15 protein-coding genes are annotated in these 19,774 nt (G+C 63.0%); 3 read left to right on the top strand and 12 right to left on the bottom strand.

Annotated elements, in window-relative coordinates; all coding sequences use genetic code 11:
* Nucleotides 1-10: 10 nt before the first annotated feature.
* The 9 genes from PQR54_RS03410 to PQR54_RS03370 form a co-directional block, all read right to left on the bottom strand.
* A complete protein-coding gene (locus PQR54_RS03410; protein WP_408244065.1) occupies nucleotides 11-823 on the bottom strand; it encodes an HpcH/HpaI aldolase/citrate lyase family protein in 813 nt (270 codons plus the stop codon).
* A gap of 34 nt (nucleotides 824-857) precedes the next feature.
* The gene (locus PQR54_RS03405) at nucleotides 858-1,610 is read right to left on the bottom strand and encodes a GntR family transcriptional regulator (protein WP_408244064.1); all 753 of its coding nucleotides are present in this window, start codon (nucleotides 1,608-1,610) and stop codon (nucleotides 858-860) included.
* Between the two features lie 46 nt (nucleotides 1,611-1,656).
* Nucleotides 1,657-2,847, bottom strand: a complete 1,191-nt coding sequence (locus PQR54_RS03400) for a CaiB/BaiF CoA transferase family protein (protein ID WP_408244063.1) — start codon at nucleotides 2,845-2,847, stop codon at nucleotides 1,657-1,659.
* Nucleotides 2,844-4,007: an acyl-CoA dehydrogenase family protein gene (locus PQR54_RS03395; protein ID WP_408244062.1), complete on the bottom strand. Its 1,164-nt coding sequence runs from the start codon at nucleotides 4,005-4,007 to the stop codon at nucleotides 2,844-2,846. Before PQR54_RS03395 ends, PQR54_RS03400 begins: the two co-directional genes overlap by 4 nt.
* Nucleotides 4,008-4,017: 10 nt before the next feature.
* Nucleotides 4,018-5,430 (bottom strand): MmgE/PrpD family protein, encoded by a 1,413-nt coding sequence (locus tag PQR54_RS03390; RefSeq protein ID WP_408244061.1) that lies wholly within the window; start codon nucleotides 5,428-5,430, stop codon nucleotides 4,018-4,020.
* Nucleotides 5,431-5,435: 5 nt separating this feature from the next.
* Entirely contained in the window at nucleotides 5,436-6,842 is a 1,407-nt protein-coding gene (locus PQR54_RS03385) for an MFS transporter (protein ID WP_408244060.1), read from the bottom strand.
* A gap of 166 nt (nucleotides 6,843-7,008) precedes the next feature.
* Nucleotides 7,009-7,509 carry a MaoC family dehydratase gene (locus PQR54_RS03380; RefSeq protein WP_408244059.1) on the bottom strand — a complete coding sequence of 167 codons (501 nt, stop codon included), beginning with the start codon at nucleotides 7,507-7,509 and terminating at the stop codon, nucleotides 7,009-7,011.
* 294 nt (nucleotides 7,510-7,803) lie between these two features.
* Nucleotides 7,804-8,340: a single-stranded DNA-binding protein gene (locus tag PQR54_RS03375; RefSeq protein ID WP_106282086.1), complete on the bottom strand. Its 537-nt coding sequence runs from the start codon at nucleotides 8,338-8,340 to the stop codon at nucleotides 7,804-7,806.
* A 135-nt stretch (nucleotides 8,341-8,475) separates the two neighbouring features.
* Nucleotides 8,476-9,663: an MFS transporter gene (locus PQR54_RS03370; protein ID WP_408244058.1), complete on the bottom strand. Its 1,188-nt coding sequence runs from the start codon at nucleotides 9,661-9,663 to the stop codon at nucleotides 8,476-8,478.
* A 354-nt stretch (nucleotides 9,664-10,017) separates the two neighbouring features.
* On the opposite strand from PQR54_RS03370, the gene uvrA reads away from it, so the two are divergent.
* Complete coding sequence (gene uvrA / locus PQR54_RS03365) at nucleotides 10,018-12,891, top strand: excinuclease ABC subunit UvrA (RefSeq protein WP_408244057.1); 2,874 nt, start codon at nucleotides 10,018-10,020, stop codon at nucleotides 12,889-12,891.
* Nucleotides 12,892-12,925: 34 nt separating this feature from the next.
* The gene (locus tag PQR54_RS03360) at nucleotides 12,926-14,011 is read left to right on the top strand and encodes an AI-2E family transporter (protein ID WP_408244056.1); all 1,086 of its coding nucleotides are present in this window, start codon (nucleotides 12,926-12,928) and stop codon (nucleotides 14,009-14,011) included.
* A 73-nt stretch (nucleotides 14,012-14,084) separates the two neighbouring features.
* Here PQR54_RS03360 and PQR54_RS03355 read toward each other — a convergent pair whose 3' ends face one another.
* Nucleotides 14,085-16,253 (bottom strand): TonB-dependent siderophore receptor, encoded by a 2,169-nt coding sequence (locus PQR54_RS03355; protein WP_408244055.1) that lies wholly within the window; start codon nucleotides 16,251-16,253, stop codon nucleotides 14,085-14,087.
* A 331-nt stretch (nucleotides 16,254-16,584) separates the two neighbouring features.
* Here PQR54_RS03355 and PQR54_RS03350 point away from each other — a divergent pair, with 331 nt between their 5' ends.
* On the top strand, nucleotides 16,585-17,811 hold the full coding sequence (locus PQR54_RS03350) for a PepSY-associated TM helix domain-containing protein (protein WP_408244054.1): 1,227 nt from the start codon (nucleotides 16,585-16,587) through the stop codon (nucleotides 17,809-17,811).
* A 114-nt stretch (nucleotides 17,812-17,925) separates the two neighbouring features.
* Here PQR54_RS03350 and purU read toward each other — a convergent pair whose 3' ends face one another.
* Both purU and PQR54_RS03340 read right to left on the bottom strand, forming a co-directional pair.
* Nucleotides 17,926-18,795, bottom strand: coding sequence for a formyltetrahydrofolate deformylase (gene purU, locus PQR54_RS03345; RefSeq protein ID WP_012431669.1), 870 nt, complete (start codon nucleotides 18,793-18,795; stop codon nucleotides 17,926-17,928).
* 108 nt (nucleotides 18,796-18,903) lie between these two features.
* Nucleotides 18,904-19,752 carry an NUDIX hydrolase gene (locus tag PQR54_RS03340; protein WP_408244053.1) on the bottom strand — a complete coding sequence of 283 codons (849 nt, stop codon included), beginning with the start codon at nucleotides 19,750-19,752 and terminating at the stop codon, nucleotides 18,904-18,906.
* Nucleotides 19,753-19,774: the final 22 nt, after the last annotated feature.

The following is a 19,774-nucleotide window of genomic DNA, read 5'->3' as shown; positions in this document are numbered from 1 at the left end:
CGCGCGTGCGTCACGGCAGGAGCGCATCGAACTCCGCAATCCGCCGCGCCCGTTCGATGACCGGCCGGTCGACCAGTTTGCCATCCACCGCGAACGCGCCTTCCGGATGCTCCCGGGAAGCCGCCAGAACGCGCGACGCCCAGCGTCGCTCGTCCTCGCTCGGTGCAAAGCCACTGTTGACCGGGTCCACTTGTCGCGGGTGAATGCACAGCTTGCCGCCGAAGCCAAAGCGCCGCGCAGTAGCCACATGCTCCGTCAGGCGCGCGAGATCGTCGAGTTCCAGTGTCACACCGTCGATCGGCGCGGGCAGACCCGCATAGCGCGATTCGATCACCATCTGCGAGCGCACGTAGTCCAGTTCCACGCCGAGCCCTTCGATGCCGGCATCGCCGCAAAAGTCCACCGTGCCGAAAGCGAGCCGCATGACCGACGGCGCACCGGCTATTTCCCGCATCGCCACCACGCCCGCCACGGTTTCGATCAGCGCGACGATTCGCATCTGCGACGGCAGCCGCGCGGCGACATCGGTGAGTTGCCGCGCGCTGTCCGACTTCGGCAGCATCATCGTGGAAAGGCCGGACGCGCGCACCATCTCCACGTCATCGAGATGCCAGGGTGTGCCCACCGCGTTCACGCGGACGATCAGCCGCGTCAGGTCCGCCGTCGATAGCCAGCGTTGCAGGCCCTCGCGCGCGGCTTGTTTCGCCGCGGGCGCGACCGCGTCTTCGAGATCGATCACCACCGCGTCGGCGCTTGTGTCGAGCGCCTTGGTGAAGCGCTCGGGGCGATCGCCCGGCACGAAAAGATAGCTGCGTGCGTCCATGTTGTTCTCCTGAACGGCACGCGGCGCAAGATTGCTAGTTCGCGTGCCAGTCGCGTTGAAATGTTTCGGAATAACTGTAGCGATCCGCCGGGTGCACGCTGATCGTCAACTCGACCACCTGCGCACGCCGGTTCAGATAGCGGCGGCATAACCACAGCGCGGGCGAACGCGGCTTCGCGTTCAACCGTTGCGCGAGCTTCGCCGGCAGCGCGACCGCGCGGATTTCCTGCTGCACTTCGGTGATCTGCTCGCCGAACTGCTTTTCGATCATCGTGTAGATCGGCACGTGCGTCCGGCCGCTCAGGCCCGTCAACGAGCGAAACGCCGGGTGGACATACACCTCGGTGTGGCAGATCGGCTCGACACTCTCCGGCGACAGACGAATACCCTCGGCCAGCAGCCAGGTTTCGCCCGGCTTTGCGCCGAGCCGTTCGATCAAGTCCGGGTCGTCGATGTCGACAGTCTGCGTCGACGAGATCTCCAATTCCGTGTCGGTCGTATAACGGTGCAGATCGCTCAAGCGCTCCATCACCTGACGGTACGCGGTCTCGCTTTGCGTGGCTTTGACGCGGGTGCCGATGCCGGGCCGCCGGTCCACCAGGCCGCGCTGCTCGAGTTGCTTGATCGCCTGCCGCACCGTGAAGCGGCTCGCGCCGAACTGCTCGCATAGCTCGAACTCGGTGGGCAGCAACGTGCCGATGGGAAACTGCCCGCCCTGAATCTCGTTCAGAAGCGTCTGTGCCAGTTGCATGTAGCGCGGCTGTTGCCCAAGGACTGTCGTGGCCATCTGGATGTGCAAAAAAGTGAAAGGGCGGACGGTTGCCCGCCCGGCCTTATTGCACCACACCCGCCTCCCTCAGCAAAGCGATCCTTTCCGGGCCGTAACCCAGTTCGTCGAGCAGACGCTGCGTGTCCTGCCCGAGATCGGGTGCGGCGCGCGTCGGCAACGGCTCGTCGACCCGCACCGGCGCGGCCACGCCGCGCACCTTGCCGAAGCGCGGATGCTCCGCGTCCACCACACATTCACGTTCGGCGACGAAGGGATTCTCCAGCGCCTCCTTGACGTCGAACACAGGCGCGGCCGGCACGCGGCCGCCGAAGCGTTCGAGCCATTGCGCCGTGGTCGCGGTCGAGAGCACCGCGTCGAGTTCAGTCTGCACCAGATCGCGATTCGCGAGACGCGCCTGGAAGTTGCAAAAGCGCGGATCGGTCACCCATGACGGTTTGTCGATCACTTCGGCGAGCACGCCCCAGAACTTCTCCTTGTTGCACATCAGGAAGATCCAGCCGTCCTGCGTCTTGTACAACTGGCTCGGCGTGAGCGACGGATGCGACGAGCGGTTCTCGCGTCCCGTCACCACGCCGCCGTTCAGATACCACGTCGCGACATAGGCGAGGTTATGCAGCGCGACGTCGAAGAGACTTACGTCGATATCGCGCCCTTTGCCCGAAGTCTTCGCGTCGACAAGGCCGGCGAGCAGCGCCATCGCCGCGGTCGTGCCGGTCATCAGATCGATGATCGACAGACCGAAGCGCGCGGGCGGGCTATCAGGCTCGCCGGTGACCGACAGATAGCCCGCCTCGGCTTGCATCAGATAGTCGTAACCCGGCCATGCAGCGCGGCTGCCAGTTCGTCCATATGCGGACAGATGCCCGCACACGATCTTCGGATTCGCCTCGCAAAGTTGCGCGTAAGTGAGCCCGAGCTTCGCCGGCAGATCGCCGCGCAGATTGTTGAACACGGCGTCGCTCTTCGCGACGAGGTCGAGCAAAACGGCGCGCGCCTCGGGCTTCTTCAGGTCGAGTGTGAGACTGCATTTGTTGCGATTGAACGCTTCGAAGAAGTGGCTATCGCCTTCGCCGAAAAAGTACGGGCCGACCGCGCGGCCCACGTCGCCACCATTGCTCGGATGCTCGATCTTGATGATCTCCGCGCCGAGGTCCGCGAGATGCTGGGTGGCGAAAGGCCCAGCGCCATATTGTTCGATGGCAAGCACGCGCACGCCGGAAAGAGGCAGACTCATATGGGGCTCCGTTCGATCAGTTGCTTGGCGATGATGATGCGTTGCATCTCGTTGGTGCCTTCACCGATCGTGAGAAGCGGCGCGTCGCGATACAGGCGCTCGACGTTGTACTCCTTCGAATAACCGTACGCGCCGTGAATGCGCATGGCCTCGATGCTGTTTTCCAGCGCGGCTTCGGTGGCGAAGTATTTCGCCATGCCCGCTTCCATGTCGCAGCGCTCGCCGCGGTCGTACTTCTTCGCGGCGGCGTCGACGAGCAGGCGTCCTGCTTCGACACGCGTCGCCATTTCGCCGAGCTTCAACTGGATCGCCTGATGTTCGCAGATCGGCTTGCCGAAGGTTTTGCGCTGTTGCGAATAGCTGACCGATTCATCGAGCGCGGCTTGCGCAACGCCGACGCCGCGCGCCGCGACATTGATACGGCCGAGTTCGAGGCCGCCGAGTATCTGTTGCAGGCCCTTTCCTTCCACGCCGCCGATCAACGCATCCGTGGACACGTGATAATCGTTGAACGACAACTCGCACGTATCGATGCCTTTGTAGCCGAGCTTTTCGAGTTGGCGGCTAACTTCGAAACCCGGTCCTTTCTGCACCAGCAGCAAACTCATCCCGCGATGACGCGGCTGCGCCGTCGTATCCGTCTTCACCAGCAGCGCGAGCGTGTTGCCGTGCTTGCTGTTGGTGATCCACGTCTTGTTGCCGTTCACGATGTATTCGTCGCCGACGCGTTTCGCCGTCGTGCGAATCGCCTGCAGATCGGTGCCGCAATCGGGCTCGGTGAGACCGATGCCGCCGCGCCATTCGCCGGTGGCGAACTTCGGCAGATATTTGCTTTTCTGCTCGGGCGTGCCGTTGCGTTGCACAAGCATCGCGAGAATCAGATGCGAATTGATGATGCCGCTCACCGACATCCAGACCCGCGAAATGCGTGCAATGATCTGCGCATAGATCTGCGTCGACAGACCCAGTCCGCCATAGTCGGGATCGATGATGCAGCCGAACAGTCCCATCTCCTTCATCTTCTCGACGATCTCCGCCGGGTAGATATCGTCGTGATCGAACTTGTGCACGTAAGGACGCACCTCGGTTTCGAGAAAGCGGTCCAGCGAGTCGAGAATCAGTTGATCGTTTTCCAGCGTGTCGAGTTCTGTTGCAGTCATGATGACGTCCTTAGGATGCGGTGTGTCCGGCAAGCGTGTCGGCGAGCGAGCGGGCCGGTTGCTCGTCGAGTTGCAATACGGCTTGGGCGATCTGTTCGGCGGCGCTGCGCGAGACGCTGCGTTGCGCGTTCGCGTAGAACTTGGCGACGATGTCGTCGTTGCTGACGGGGCGGTCCGCGCAGCCACGATTGATCGCCTCGCGATGCGCGACGCGCGAGCCGTCGCTGCGCTCCACCACGACTTCGCCGGTGTAGTGGCGCGGGAAGGTCGTGTCGGGGTCGATTTCGTAATCGACTTTTGCGGCGAGCGCCAGCACTGTGGAATCAGCGAGCGCGGCGGGTTCGAGTTCGTCGAGCGTGAAGCGGCCTTTGAGCAACGCAGTCGCAACGATGTACGGCACGCTGAATTGCGCGTCGTAGGCGGTGACCGGTTTGCGCTTTGCGTCGACCGGTTCGCACACGATTTCGACCGTGCCGCGCGGTACTTTGGCGACCACGCGTTGGATCGACTCGAGCGAGTTCGCCGAGAAGCGATGTTCGCGATTTAGTGCGATCGCCGCGTCGGCGACTGCATGCGTGAAGTGGCATGCCGGTAGCGGTTTGATCGCGACTTCGTCGATTTGCCACGTGCTGCCGAGGCCTTCTGTGGAGAGTTCACGACCGGCCGCGTCGAGCGGTTTGCCGAGGTGGCTCGCGTACAGGCCGAAGCGTCCTTCGTAGGCCAGACGTGGACCCGTGAAGCCGTGTTTGGCTAGCGTCGCGGCGGTGATCGCCGAGGCCGCCGCGAAACCCGGATGAGCGCGCTTGGTCCACGCACCGTCTTCGAGGAATTCGAGGCTGCCGGCCGCCATCGAAAGAACGATGCCTTGCGCGTGCGCCACGCGTGTCTCGTCGAGTTGCAGCAGACGCGATGCCGCGACCGCGCAGCCGAACGCACCGACGAGACCCGTCGGATGAAACCCGGCGTCGTGAAATCCCCCCTTCGCCGCCGATGCAACGCGCGTCGACACTTCCATGGCAACGATGTACGCGGCCAGCAAGTCCGCGCCGCTTAGGCCGTCGCGGTCGGCAAGCGCGAGCACGCAGGGCAATGCGCTGGTGGTCGAGTGAATCACGCCACGTGAATGCGTGTCGTCGAAGTCGAGACCGTGAATCAGCACGCCGTTCATCATCGCGGAATCGCGCAAGGCGAGCCGCCGGCCGTAGCCGATTACCGGTGAAGCGCCGCTGCCAAGCTCGGAGAAGGCGGCAAGCGAGACATCCGCATATGGGTAACCACGCGACGCGAATGCAATGCCGACAGCGTCGAGAATCAGATGCTTGGCGCGCGTCTGCACCGCGCGCGGTACGTCGCTCAATCGCAGGCCCAGGCCGAAGCGTGCGTACTGGTCGGACAGGGTGCCGGAGGTATCGAGTGAAGTCATGGGCTTTAACCTTGCTGGGCAGCGGGTAGCGAATCAGAGTCGGTGTCGAGGCTCGGCGAGATCCGCTCGAGCGCATGCTGGTTGGTTTCCACGCGCAGCAGCAGAATCCCGAACACCAGCAACGCGAGGACGCTGCTCACCATGGCCAGCACGCCGGACACGCCGAACGAGTTGTAGAGCAACACCGCCAGATACGGCGTGCTCATGGAGGCGGCGCGGCCGCATACACCGGCCGTGCCGGTGCCGCGCAGGCGCAGTTCAGTCGGAAAGAGTTCGGGGATGTAGGCGAACAAGCCCAGCGTGGTGACCGTATAGATGCAGGTGATCAACACGAAGCCGACGCTGCTGATCGCCCAGCCCGCATGCATGTTCGGATAGATGAAGCCGACCACGATCGTGGCGATCGCGAAGATCACAAGACCACGCGCCCGGCCGATACGATCCGCGCAGAAGAAGCCGACCAGAGCGCCGCCTGGCGCGCCGAACGCCATCAGCGTCGTGAAGCCTAGCGATTGCACGATGGTCAGGCCTTCCTTGACGAAGAAGGTCGGCAGCCATGCGACAAAGCCGTACACCGAAATATTCACGGCGACCGCGGTGAGAATCGCGACCAGCGTGCGGCCGAGCATGGCGTGCGAAAACAACGCGGAGAACGGCGCTTTCGGCACTTCGAGACTTTCGGTGCGCTCGACCGGCGGCAACGGACCTTTCTGTCGCTGCACCTCGCTTTCGATAGCCGCAACGGTCGCCTCGGCTTCGTCGCCGCGGCCCACTGATTCGAGCCAGCGCGGCGACTCCGGCATACGGTGCCGCAGCACCCACACGATGATCGCGCCGACGCCGGCAATCCCGAACATATAGCGCCAGCCCAGAAGCGGAATCACGACGTAGCCCACCGCCGTCGACACCAGCAAGCCGGAATTGATGATGAGCGCGAGCAGAGCGGTCCAGCGTCCGCGTGATGCGGGCGGGATGAATTCGCACAAGGTGCCCGCGGCGACCACCAGTTCGGCGCCGAGGCCGACACCCATGATCAGCCGCAATACGATCAGCCACGTCATGTTCGGCACGAAGCACGCGGCAATCGACGCGATGCCGAAAATCAGCAGGTTGGTCTGGTACGACGAGCGGCGGCCGAAACGGTCGCCGAGATAACCGGCGAAGCCCGCGCCGATCAGCATGCCGAGAAAGGTCACCGAGATGAAAAGCGCGTTCAGCTTCAGATCCGAGAAGCCCGCTTTCACCATCGCGCCGAGGGCGCCGGCGGCGAGATAGATGTCGAAGGCGTCGAGAAAGGCGCCCGCGCTGATGAGGCCGAGAACCTTCCAGTGAAAGGACGCGATGGGCAGGCGATCGAGTCGCGCGCCCGAGTTGACGATACCGATAGCCACCTTTGTCTCCTTGGTGTGCATGCGGCTGCATTGACGCCTGCCGCTTCGTGGCGCCTGTTCAGGCGCCGCCGGAATCCGCGCGCGAGCTGCTCTTGCCGGCAGATGCGCGCTATGTGCTGCTGGTGGTACTCAAACTGCCCGGGCGCCGGCCCGATGGTGCGGCCGTCGACGCGGGGCAACGCGTCGATCAATCGCCGACGCCGTGCCCGCGTGTCGGCACCAGCGCGCTGCGCACGAAGTCCATGATCGGTGTGCCGTCCTGCTTGAACGCGCGGGTTTGCACGGTGACGATGCCCTGCCCGGGACGCGACTTCGATTCGCGCTTTTCGAGCACTTCGGATTCCGCGTAGATCGTGTCGCCGCAAAACACCGGGCCCGTCAGACGAATCTCTTTCCAGCCGAGGTTGGCGATCGCCTTGCCGCTGACGTCGTTCACCGACAGACCCAGCACCACGGCAACCGTCAGGCCGCTGTTGACCAGCAGGCGGCCGAACTCGCTTTTGGCGGCGTAGGCGGCATCGCAATGCATCGGATGGAAGTTCATCGTCAGCAGCGAGAAGTGGATGTTGTCAGCTTCGGTAATAGTGCGCCCGGGGCGGTGCTCGTAGATATCGCCTACCTGAAAATCTTCTAGGTAGCGCCCGTAGCTGGCGCGAATGCGGTTTTTGACTGCGACGTCGGACTCCATACCTGTCTCCTGTTTCGACCAGTTTGCCTGTCTTTGTTACTTTGTCCGTACAAAGTATGATTTGAGTATTGTCGTCGGAGGGCTGAATGTCAAGGCGGTATTCGAAGAGACGGTTCACAACTGGCGTAAATGCGCCGCTGAGGCACGCCAGTGCTTGTGACCAGGTTTATCCCTGGCAGGCGGTCAGGAGCGGAGGCGAAGGGTCTACGTCTGACCTGACTAAGCGACGCGCAAATAAAAACCCCGCTGGTTAAGCGGGGTTTTTTGCATCAGTTCGGTGCGAGTGCGGATGAATCAGAACGGAATATCATCATCCATCTCATCAAACCCGCCGCCAGCCGGCGCGCTCGGACGGCTCGCGCCGCCACCGCCACCACCGCTGCCGCCACGCGCACCGCCGCCCGACACTGCGCGGCCGCCACCACCGCCGCCGCTACGCTCCGACGGCTCACCACGGCTGTAGCCGCCTTCGTCGCCACCGCCGCCCATCGAGCCGCCGCGGCCACCCAGCATTTGCATCTGCTCGGCGACGATTTCCGTCGAATAACGGTCGGTGCCGTCTTGCGCTTGCCACTTACGGGTGCGGATGCGCCCTTCCAGGTACACCGACGAGCCCTTCTTCAGATATTCGGAGACGATTTCCGCGAGGCGGCCGAAGAACGACACACGGTGCCATTCGGTCGCTTCCTTCATTTCGCCGGACGCCTTGTCCTTGTACCGATCCGTCGTTGCAAGGCGGATGTTCGCCACTGCGTCGCCGCTCGGAAGATAACGGACTTCCGGATCGGCTCCGAGATTGCCGACGAGAATGACCTTGTTCACGGATGCCATGAGTTTCTCCTGTTGATTCCGTTACGGGCGGCGCGGCAATACACGGTTCGCGTTTCAGGGCCGGCAGGCCCGAGACCGGAACTGCGCCTCTGCCCGCCGCCGGGTGAGTTCTGGGTAAGTTCGGGATGCGCCGGTTTACGCTTTGCGCGGCGGCTGTTTCATCTTTGCGGCGATTATAAGCCAGCACAAGACGAGCCCCGAACAGGTGAAAAATACCGCGCTTTGCCCGTCCACTTTCAGCAGCCAACCGCCGACCACGCCACCCAGCGCAAGACCAATCGATTGCGTGGTGTTGTACACACCGGCCGCCGCGCCCTTGCGGGTTCCGGGCGCCAGCTTCGACACCAGCGAAGGCTGCGAAGCCTCAAGAATATTGAAGCCCAAAAAGTACACAAAAAGGATCGCCGCCACACTCAGAATCGTATGCGGAGCGACGCCCAATAACAACTGTCCGATCAGGATAAGAGCAATCGCAGAAAGCAGCACGATTTTCATTTTTCCGCGCTTCTCGGCGGCGATGATCGCGGGCACCATCATCACGAACGAAAGGCCCATGACCGGCAAATAGACCTTCCAGTGCGACGCGACGGGCAGCCCGCCCGCTTCGAGAATGCGCGGCACGACGAGGAACAGCGCGGTTTGCGTGGCGTGCAGCACGAGCACGCCAAAGTTCAGACGCAGCAGCTCGACGTTGTGCAGCACTTCGGCGAACGGCGCGCGCACGTGCACCGGCTTCGGCGCATCGGGCACGATCCACAGCACCACGCCGATCGCCAGAATCGAGAAGATGCCGACGAGCGTGAACAGCCCGCTCATGCCGACCCACTGAAACACGATCGGCGCACCGACAATCGCCACTGCGAACGATACGCCGATGCTGCCGCCCACCATCGCCATCGCCTTGGTGCGATGTTCCTCGGCGGTCAGGTCGGCGATAAACGCGATCACCGCCGACGACACCGCGCCCATGCCCTGAATCACCCGCCCGACGATGATCCACGTCATGTCGTGCGCGCCCGCCGCGACGAAGCTGCCGAGCGCGAAAATCAGCAAGCCGGTCGCAATGACCGGTTTGCGGCCGATCTTGTCGGAGACCCAGCCGTAGAAGATGTACAGCATGGATTGGGTCACGCCGTACGCGCCGAGCGCAATCCCCACTAGCAGGACATTGTCGCCGCCAGGGATGGTCTTCGCGTAGATCGAGAACACCGGCATGATCATGAAGAGACCGAGCATGCGCAGCGCGAAGATGGCGGCAAGCGACACGGTCGCGCGCAGTTCAGGCGCGCTCATGCGTGAGGAGATGGCGGACGGATTGGACATCGGGAACGTTCGTTGATTGAGCTGGGCGGCACACCGCGGACGGGCACAGCGGCATAGCGGCCACGACCGCGCGGCTTGCCGCAAGACGGCGGGCCGGCAGCGGCGCGGCACTCGAGCCGACGGCCTTTCTGCATTCCCGCTGGCGCCTCGCGGTGCTTCGTGTTGCCTCGCGGTTGCCTTGTACTCGCGGAAAACGGCCCCAGTTAGACCTCTTCCCGCGGCGCTGGACCGCTGCCTTACAGCACGCCTCAACGCCTCTTCAGGCTGTCAGGAAGCCGTAACGGCGGTCTTGAAAAGTCGTTATAGTAGCAGGTTTAGCCTCTTCCTCTTTCCGCCAGTTCATGGAATAAATCCGTGGAACAAATCCGTATTCGTGGGGCTCGCACCCACAACCTGAAGAACGTCAACCTCGATCTACCCCGTCACAAGCTCGTTGTCATCACGGGCCTTTCAGGCTCGGGCAAATCGTCGCTGGCGTTCGACACGCTTTATGCGGAAGGGCAACGGCGCTACGTCGAAAGTCTCTCCGCCTACGCTCGCCAGTTCCTGCAATTGATGGAGAAACCGGACGTCGATCTGATTGAAGGCCTGTCGCCGGCAATCTCGATCGAACAGAAGGCGACCTCGCACAATCCGCGTTCCACGGTCGGCACCGTCACCGAGATTCACGACTACCTGCGGCTCCTGTTCGCACGGGTCGGCACGCCTTACTGTCCGGACCACGAAATCCCGCTAGAAGCGCAAAGCGTCTCGCAGATGGTCGACGCGGCGCTCGCGTTGCCGGAAGAAACCAAGCTGATGATCCTCGCGCCCGTCGTGGCGAATCGCAAAGGCGAGCACGTCGAACTGTTCGAGGAGATGCAGGCGCAAGGCTTTATCCGCTTCCGCGTGCGCTCGGGCGGCGGCACCGCTAATGAAGGCGTCGCGAAGATCTATGAAGTCGACTCGCTGCCGAAGCTGAAGAAGAACGACAAGCACACCATCGACGTGGTCGTGGACCGCCTGAAAGTGCGCCCCGACATGAAGCAGCGTCTGGCCGAATCGTTTGAAACGGCATTGCGCCTCGCCGACGGTCGCGCGATCGCGCTCGAAATGGACACGGACAAGGAGCATCTGTTCAGCTCGAAGTTCGCCTGCCCGATCTGCTCGTATTCGCTGCAGGAACTGGAGCCGCGCCTCTTCTCGTTCAACAACCCGATGGGCGCATGCCCGGAATGCGACGGGCTCGGCCAGATTACCTTCTTCGATCCGAAGCGGGTGGTCGCGCATCCGTCGCTGTCGCTCGCGGCCGGCGCGGTGAAGGGCTGGGACCGGCGCAACCAGTTCTACTTCCAGATGCTGCAGAGTCTCGCGGCGTTCTACGAATTCGACATCGACACGGCCGTCGAAGACTTGCCGGAGAAGGTCCGCAAGATCCTGCTGTTCGGTTCGGGCAAGCAGGAGATCCCGTTCTCGTACATCAACGAACGTGGCCGCACTTCGGTGCGCGAGCATGTATTCGAAGGGATCATCCCGAATCTGGAGCGGCGTTACCGCGAGACCGATTCGGTCGCGGTGCGCGAGGAACTCGCCAAGTATCAGAACAATCAGCCCTGCCCGGCTTGCGCCGGCACGCGTCTGCGGCGCGAAGCGCGCTTCGTGCGGATCGGCACGGACGGCGATGCGCGCGGCATCTTCGAGATCAGCGGCTGGCCGTTGCGCGACGCGCTCGGTTATTTCCAGACGCTGCGCCTGGAAGGCTCGAAGCGCGAAATCGCCGACAAGGTGGTCAAGGAAATCGTCGCGCGGCTGATGTTCCTGAACAACGTCGGGCTGGATTATCTGTCGCTGGAGCGCAGCGCGGAGACGCTGTCCGGCGGCGAGGCGCAGCGCATTCGTCTCGCGTCGCAGATCGGCTCGGGCCTGACCGGTGTGATGTACGTGCTGGACGAGCCGTCCATCGGCCTGCATCAGCGCGATAACGACCGGCTGATCGCCACGCTCAAGCATCTGCGCGACCTCGGCAACTCGGTGATCGTGGTCGAACACGACGAGGACATGATCCGCATGGCCGACTACGTGGTCGACATGGGGCCAGGCGCGGGCGAACACGGCGGCATGGTGATCGCCGAAGGCACGCCCAAACAGGTGCAGGCGAACGCGGCGTCGATGACCGGGCAATACATGTCCGGCGCGCGCAACATCGAGTTCCCGGACGAACGCAAGCAGCCCGACGACAAGCGTCTGCGCATCGTCGAGGCGTACGGCAACAATCTGCAGCACGTGTCGCTCGATTTGCCGGTCGGCTTGCTGACCTGCGTGACCGGCGTGTCCGGTTCGGGCAAGTCCACGCTCATCAACGACACGCTGTACCACGCGGTCGCGCATCACCTGTACGGCTCGGCCACGGAGCCGGCGCCGTATGAATCGATCGAGGGCCTCGAGCACTTCGACAAGGTCATCAACGTCGACCAGTCGCCGATCGGCCGCACGCCGCGCTCGAACCCGGCCACCTACACGGGCCTCTTCACGCCGATCCGCGAACTGTTCGCGGGCGTGCCGGCGGCGAAGGAACGCGGCTACGAAGCCGGCCGTTTCTCGTTCAACGTGAAGGGCGGCCGCTGCGAATCCTGCCAGGGCGACGGCGTGCTGAAGGTCGAGATGCACTTTTTGCCGGACGTGTACGTGCCGTGCGACGTCTGTCACGGCAAGCGCTACAACCGCGAAACGCTCGACGTCCAGTACAAAGGCAAGAACATCAGCGAAGTGCTCGACATGACGGTGGAGAACGCTTATGAGTTCTTCAAGCCGGTGCCGGTCGTCGCGCGCAAGCTGAAAACCTTGCTGGACGTGGGTCTGGGCTATATCCGGCTGGGCCAGTCGGCCACCACGCTGTCGGGCGGCGAGGCCCAGCGCGTCAAACTATCTTTGGAACTGAGCAAGCGTGACACGGGTCGCACGCTATACATACTTGACGAGCCGACCACCGGCCTACATTTTCATGACATCGCGTTGTTGCTCGAAGTGATTCATCGATTACGCGACCAGGGTAATACCGTCGTGATCATCGAGCATAATCTCGATGTAATAAAGACTGCGGACTGGGTCATCGATCTCGGCCCGGAAGGCGGGGCCGGCGGCGGGCAGATCATCGCTCAAGGCACGCCGGAACAAGTTGCAAAGTCAAAGGCAAGTTTTACCGGCAAGTACCTGGCGCCTCTGCTGAAACGCGCGGCCAGTAAAAAGTAACGCTGCACAACTCGGGTTGGAGACGGAATAAGCCATGGCCAAGCGGAATCAGGCGCGCGACGACGGGCAAGTGCAGGACCTACGCCCACGCCCGGTCAGGCTGACGAGCGACATGAGCCTGCCGAAGCTGTCGGCGGTCGAAATCGGCAGTTATATCGTGATGCTGTTCGGCATGTGGGCGGTGATCGAACTTCGGCTGCTCGGCGCCTTGCTCGCCGGGCTGCTGGTGTTCCAACTGGTTCACACGATCGCGCCGCGCATCGAGCGCCACATGTCGAGCAAGCGGGCACGCTGGCTCGCGGTGGTCTTCCTGGCCACGGTGATCGTGGGCGCGCTGACGGGGCTCACGCTCGGCATCATCGAGCATTTCGAGAACGACGTGCCGAGCGTGCAGAAGCTGCTCGACCAGGCCATGCAACTGATCGACCAGGCGCGCGGCCGGATTCCGCAATTCGTCGCCAACTATCTGCCGGTCGATACCGAACAGATGAAGACCAAGGCGGCGGAGCTGATGCAGACGCACGCCAACATGCTCCAGCAAAGCGGCAAGACGGCGGCGCGCGCGTTCACGCATATCCTGATCGGCATGATCATCGGCGCGATCATCGCGGTCGGCGCGCAAAAGCATATGCAGCGGCTGCCGCTATCTACGGCGTTCGTCACACGCGTGACACGTTTCGCCGATGCGTTCCGCCGCATCGTGTTCGCTCAGGTGAAGATTTCGGCGATCAACGCGGTCTTCACCGGCATCTTCCTGCTGGTGATTCTGCCGATCTTCCACGACACGCTGCCGTTGTCGAAGACGCTGGTGCTGGTCACGTTCATCGTCGGCTTGCTGCCGGTGATCGGCAATCTGATCTCGAACACGATCATCGTCGCGGTGGCGCTCTCGGTGAGCTTTCCGGCAGCGGTCATGTCGCTCGTGTTCCTGATCCTGATTCACAAGCTCGAGTACTTCCTGAACGCGCGCATCGTGGGCGGACAAATCGAGGCGCGCGCGTGGGAATTGCTGATCGCCATGCTCATCATGGAAGCCGCGTTCGGTCTTCCCGGCGTGATCGCGGCGCCAATTTTCTATGCGTATATCAAGCGGGAATTGATTTACTTGCGGTTGGTTTGAGGCGGCGGCGAGCGGCTCGTAACGCTGATCGGCGGATAAGAAAAGCGGCACTTCGGTGCCGCTCTTTTCATGTTCAGAAGTCGATACGCGCGTTCAGTGACAACGTGCGCGGATCGCCCGGCGTCACATAGTCCGCGTATTGGTACTCCCAATAGCGGCGATTGAGCAGGTTGTCGATCGCCGCGCGGAACGTCACGTCATAGCCGCCAATGCGCGTCGCATAGCTCGCCCCGAGATTGACCAGCATGTAGCCTGGCGTATCCAGATTGCCGGACGGGCGCACTCCCGTATTGCCCGTGAACTTCGCGTCGGCGCCGATGCGCAGCCCCGGCACATACGGCACCGAGTACGTCGCATGCCCCGCCACCACGAACTGCGGCGCGCCGGCCACGCGGTTGCCGTTATTGGCCGCGCCCTTCTCGTACTTCGTATTGATCCACATGAGATCGCCGCCGACGTTCCAGCTCGCGCCGAGGCGCACATCGCCGCCGAACTCCACGCCCTGAAAGATCGACTCGCCGTCCTGCATGTAGACGTTCGCGCTATTCGCGTAGGCCGAGCCGCGTTCGATGCGGAACAGCGCGGCCGTCGCGCTCCAGCGCTCATGTTCGCTCTTGATCCCGACTTCGTACTGCTTGCTGCGCAGCGGCTTGAGCAGCTCGCCGTGGTTCGCGTAGGTGTCGCCCACCACGGTGCCCGCTTCCAGCGACTCCACGTAGCTCGTGTACAGCGTTGTGGTCGGCGCGAGCTTGAACATCAGCGCCACGGTCGGCGTGACGACGCCGTTCTGGCTATAGGTCGACGTGGTCGCGCCGGTGGTCGAGTAACCGTGCTGCTCGTAATTCGTGTAGCGCACGCCGCCGAGTACCGACCAGCGCTGCGTCAACTGGATCGTATCGTTCGCGAACAACGCTTTTTGCGTGATGTCGCTGTCGCGATAGGTGTAGTAGTTCGATGCGCTGTAGAAGGTATTGCTGTTCGGCTGGTAGAGGTTGCCCGTGCCGATCTGGCCGAAGAAACTGTTCGCGCCGTAGTCGTTCGTTTGACGCTGATACGCCGCGCCGATTACAAGCTGGTGCTGCAACGGCCCCGTCTTCACGCTGCCTTCCGCCGACACCTGCCACAAACTCAACTGATGCCCTTCCTTCCCGGCGAAGCGGCTATCGGTGTAATCGCCGGCGCTGTTCTGCAGGTAGTAGGTGCTCTCGTTGCGATCGCGCGAGCTTTTGCTGTAGCTGTAGGTCGCGTTCAGCGTCCAGTCCGGGCCGAGGTTGTACTGCAAGCCCGCGGTGTAGAGCTGGAGGTTCGTGTTCAGATGCTGGTCGGGACCGGAGAGGTTGCCGCTGCCGCCGCTCATCGTGTGCGGCAACACCGTGCCCGGATATTCCGCCGTCGAGATCGCGCCGGTGATGCCGCTCGAATGGCGCTCCTGATACAGCGCCCCGAACGTGGCCTTGAGGTCGCGCGTGATGCGCGCATCGAGCGCGACCGAGACGGAGTCGCGGCGCACGTTGCCGTCGTTATAGGTCTTGCCTTCTTCCTGGGTGGCGTTCAGGCGATAGCCGAACATGCCGTCCGGACCGACACGTCCGCCGAGATCCGCATGCTCGGTCCACACGCCGTCGGTGTAATAGCCGATGTCGATGCTGCGCACCGGCGTCGTCGAGACCGGCGGCTTTTTTGTCACGTAGTTGACCACGCCGCCCGGTGCGCCGAAGCCGTACATGAAACCGGTCAGCCCCTTGAGCAACTCCACTTTCTCGAGTTGCTCGTACGGCATGGTGATGCCGTAGCTGTTGAACGGCATGCCGTCGATCTTGAAACCCGACTGCCAGTCGAGTTGCATGCCGCGCACCGTCAGATAAGTGGCCCATGCGTTGTAGGCGTTGCCGTTGTCGGAGACGGAGGCGTCGGTGGCGAACACGTCGCCGAGCTTGGACGGCTGACGATCCTGCAGTTCTTCGCTCGTCACCACGGTGGTCGAAAACGGCGTCTCGAGTTGCGAGCGGGTGCCGAGCGCGCCGCTGCTGACGTCTTCCTTCAGATGCTGCTCAGTGTCTTGCGCCGCCGTCACCTTGACGGCCGGTAGCGCTTTTTCGTTGCTATCCGTCGACGCTGCCGCGTCCGAGGCCTGCTGCGCCCATGCCGCGTGGCTCGTTGCCAACGCCAGACACACCGCCAGATGCAGCGGTCGCAGCGTCAGGTTTTTCTTCCGCTCTTCTACCCCGTTTCTTACGTTCATCGCCTGATTCCGCAGTTTTTTTGATTTCCCCGTCAAATGAGAATGATTCCCATTCGCTGAAGCGCGATGATGCCGAAGATCGAGGCGAATTGTAAGCTTAGAGCTGCGACATTTTGTCGCATATGTGGCGCTTATGCAGGCTGAAACCTGCGCTGGTCAAGACTTTCACCGACACGCGCAGGCAAGAAACTGTTGCGGCGCCACGCCGCACTTACGACAAACTTGCGGCGCGTGGCATGATTCCTTAAGATGAGAACAATTCCCATTTACGCCAACGAACCTCTGTCGTGACACCCCATCCGAAGTCCCGCTCCGTCGCGACGGCTCGCCCATGAGGCGCCAGCTCGTCCGGCTGCACCGCTGGTTCGGTGTCGCCACAGCGCTGTTTCTGTTCGTCGCCGGCCTGACCGGCGCGATCATCGCGTGGGACCATGAGCTGGATGCGGCGCTGAACCCATCGTTCTTCAAAGCCCGCACCGCCGGTCCGGCGCTGTCGGGCCTGGAATTGGCGCGCCGCGTGGAAGCCGCCGATCCGCGTCTTCAGGTGACGTATCTGCCGCTGGCCGCCGAGCCAGGCCATACGCTGCAAATGATGGTGCTGCCGCGGACCAACCCGGCCACGCAGAAGCCCTACCCGCTCGACTTCAATCAGATCGCCGTCGACCCCGCCACCGGCGAGATCCAGGGACGCCGCGAATGGGGCGCTGTCTCGCTCGCACGTATCAATCTGATTCCGTTCATCTACAAGCTGCACTACACGCTGCAACTGCCGTTTACGGGTGGCGTCGACATTGGCACGTGGGTGATGGGGATCGTCGGCATCATCTGGCTGTTCGACAGCGTGATCGCGCTGTGGCTTTCGTTTCCGAGCGTCAAGGCGTGGCGCAAGTCGTTCGCGTTCCGCCTCGGGCGCGGCGGCTATACGTTCACTTTCGATTTGCACCGCTCAGGCGGCGTGTGGATCTGGGGCCTGCTGATGATCGTGGCGCTGACATCGGTGTCGATGAATCTCTCAGCGCCCGTGGTGCGCCCAATCGTGTCGCTGTTCTCGAAACTCACGCCTGATCCGATCAACAACCCTGAAATCCTGCGCGCCCCGCAACCGGGTGACACCGTGTTGAGCCGCGAACGCATCGTGCAGCTCGCCGAGCAGGCCGGCCGCGCGCAGAAACTCAGCGTCGCGCCGGGCGGCATCTACTACGCGGAATTTATCCATGCGTACGGCGTCGGTTTCTACGCGACCGGCAACGATCACGGCGATTTCGGCCTCGGCAATCCGTGGATGTATTGGGACGCGGCAACCGGCAAGCAGCTCGGCGCGCAGATTCCTAGCAAAGGCACGGCGGGCGATATCTTCGTGCAGGTGCAATTCCCTCTGCATTCGGGACGCATTCTCGGACTCGGCGGACGGATTCTGATTAGCGCGGTCGGCATCGCGGTCGCCGTGCTGAGCGCGACGGGACTGCTGATCTGGCTGAAGAAGCTGAACGCGCGCCGCCGTTCGGCGCAAAACGCCAACGTCGCGCGTGACGCGGGTCGGTCCGCGGCGCGCTCCTGATAGCGAACACGCGAAGCGGACAGTCCGCGGCGTACCGCTCACCCAAACAAAAAAGGCGGCGCCGGAATCATCCGTTCGCCGCCTTCTTCCGCGCAAATTTGCTAGCCGTAGCGCCTAGCGGAACACCACCGTCTTGCTGCCGTTCAACACGACGCGATGCTCCACGTGCCACTTCACCGCACGCGCCAGCGTCACGCACTCGACGTCGCGGCCGATCGCCGTCAGCTGCTCCGGCGTCATGCTGTGGTCAACGCGCTCCACTTCCTGTTCGATGATCGGACCTTCGTCGAGATCCGTCGTCACGTAATGGGCGGTCGCGCCGATCAGTTTCACGCCGCGGTCGAACGCCTGGTAATACGGCTTCGCGCCCTTGAAGCTCGGCAGGAACGAGTGATGAATGTTGATCGCGCGGCCCGCCAGCGCTTCGCACAGCTTCGGCGACAGAATCTGCATGTAGCGCGCAAGAACCACCAGGTCGGCTTGATGCTCGTCGATCACTTCGAGCACGCGCGCTTCCTGCGCGGCCTTTGCGTCGGGCGTGGCGCCCAGCAGCGGGAAATGATGGAACGGAATGTCGTAGCTGGCCGCGAGCTGATAGAACTCTTTGTGGTTCGAGATGATCGCCGGAATCTCGATCCCCAACTGGCCGGTGCGGTAGCGGAACAGCAGATCGTTCAGGCAATGACCGATCTTCGACACCATGATCACCACGCGGGGCTTCACCGACGCGTCGTGCATCTCCCAACGCATACCGAACTGCTCGGCGAGCGTCGCGAACGACGTGCGCAGCGCCTCCAGACCCGGATCGCCGCCCACCTGCTGGAAATGCACGCGCATGAAGAACTCGCCGGTGCGGCTGTCGCCGAACTGTGCGGAGTCGAGAATATTGCTGCCACGCTCGAACAGAAAGCCCGACACGGCGTGAACGATGCCGGGCCGGTCGGCGCACGACAGTTTGAGGATAAAGCTGTGATCGGTCGACATGACCTGGGTGACTCCCTTCTTCAATGCGTGGTTTGTTCGGTGTGTGTAGCTCGATGCAGCGTGTTTCGGCATGGTCGTTGCGCCCGCACCGATGCGGCGCTCAGGCGCTCAGGCGACGAGCGGCGGCACGAACAAGGCCTCGATGCCGTTACACGCGTCTTCATCGATCCAGCGGCGGCGCAGCAGGCAATCCAGCGTGGCCAGGCTCGCGTCGACGGTCATGGCGCCCTCCTCGATCCAGCGCGCCGCTTCGTCGATGCGCGCGAGCCGGTGTTCACCCACTTCGCCGTCCTGATTGCGCGGCGCGAAATCGGCCGGCAGCGCGAGGTCGTAGATGAAAATCTGTTCGGCCTGCGTGCCTTCCGGCAACGACTGCAGCACATGCGCGGTGCGGCCCGCCACGGCGCGCGCGGCGATCTCCTCGGGAATGCCGGCTTCTTCCCAGCATTCCTTGACGATCGTTTCCTCGACGCCGAAGCCCCAGCCGATCCCGCCCGCCACGACATTGTCGAGCATGCCAGGGTCGGTCGCCTTGGTGTCGCTGCGGCGCGCGATCCACAATTGCGGAGCGCGATCTGCGTATTCTACGACGCCGTTCAGATGCACCGCGTAGGTCATCGTGCCGAAGAAGCGCGACGCCGCGCGTTCGATATACGCGAGCGGCGGCGCATCGAACGCATTGCGGATCGCGTAGGTCTCGTTGCGCCAGCCGGGAATGCGGTCTTCGGCGGCCAGCGCGCCGATCACGGAACCGAGCGCGGCGCTGCGCAAATCGACGGTATTGAACGCGGACGCCAGCTTCACGCGTGCGTTGTCAATGTCGAACACGTCGGGCCAGCGCGCGAGCAAGGGCACATCGCCTGTGCGGATCCAGCCGACCTGTTCGGCGTCGATCCAGAACGGCACGTGCGCTTGCGCGTCGAAGCGGCGCGCGGCGGTGATACAAGGCAAAGTCATTCGAAGCTCCAAACTAGCTGTC

This window comes from Paraburkholderia phytofirmans (assembly GCF_046028095.1).
Classification (GTDB): domain Bacteria; phylum Pseudomonadota; class Gammaproteobacteria; order Burkholderiales; family Burkholderiaceae; genus Paraburkholderia; species Paraburkholderia phytofirmans_A.
This window is presented reverse-complemented; position numbering and strand designations above follow the sequence as displayed.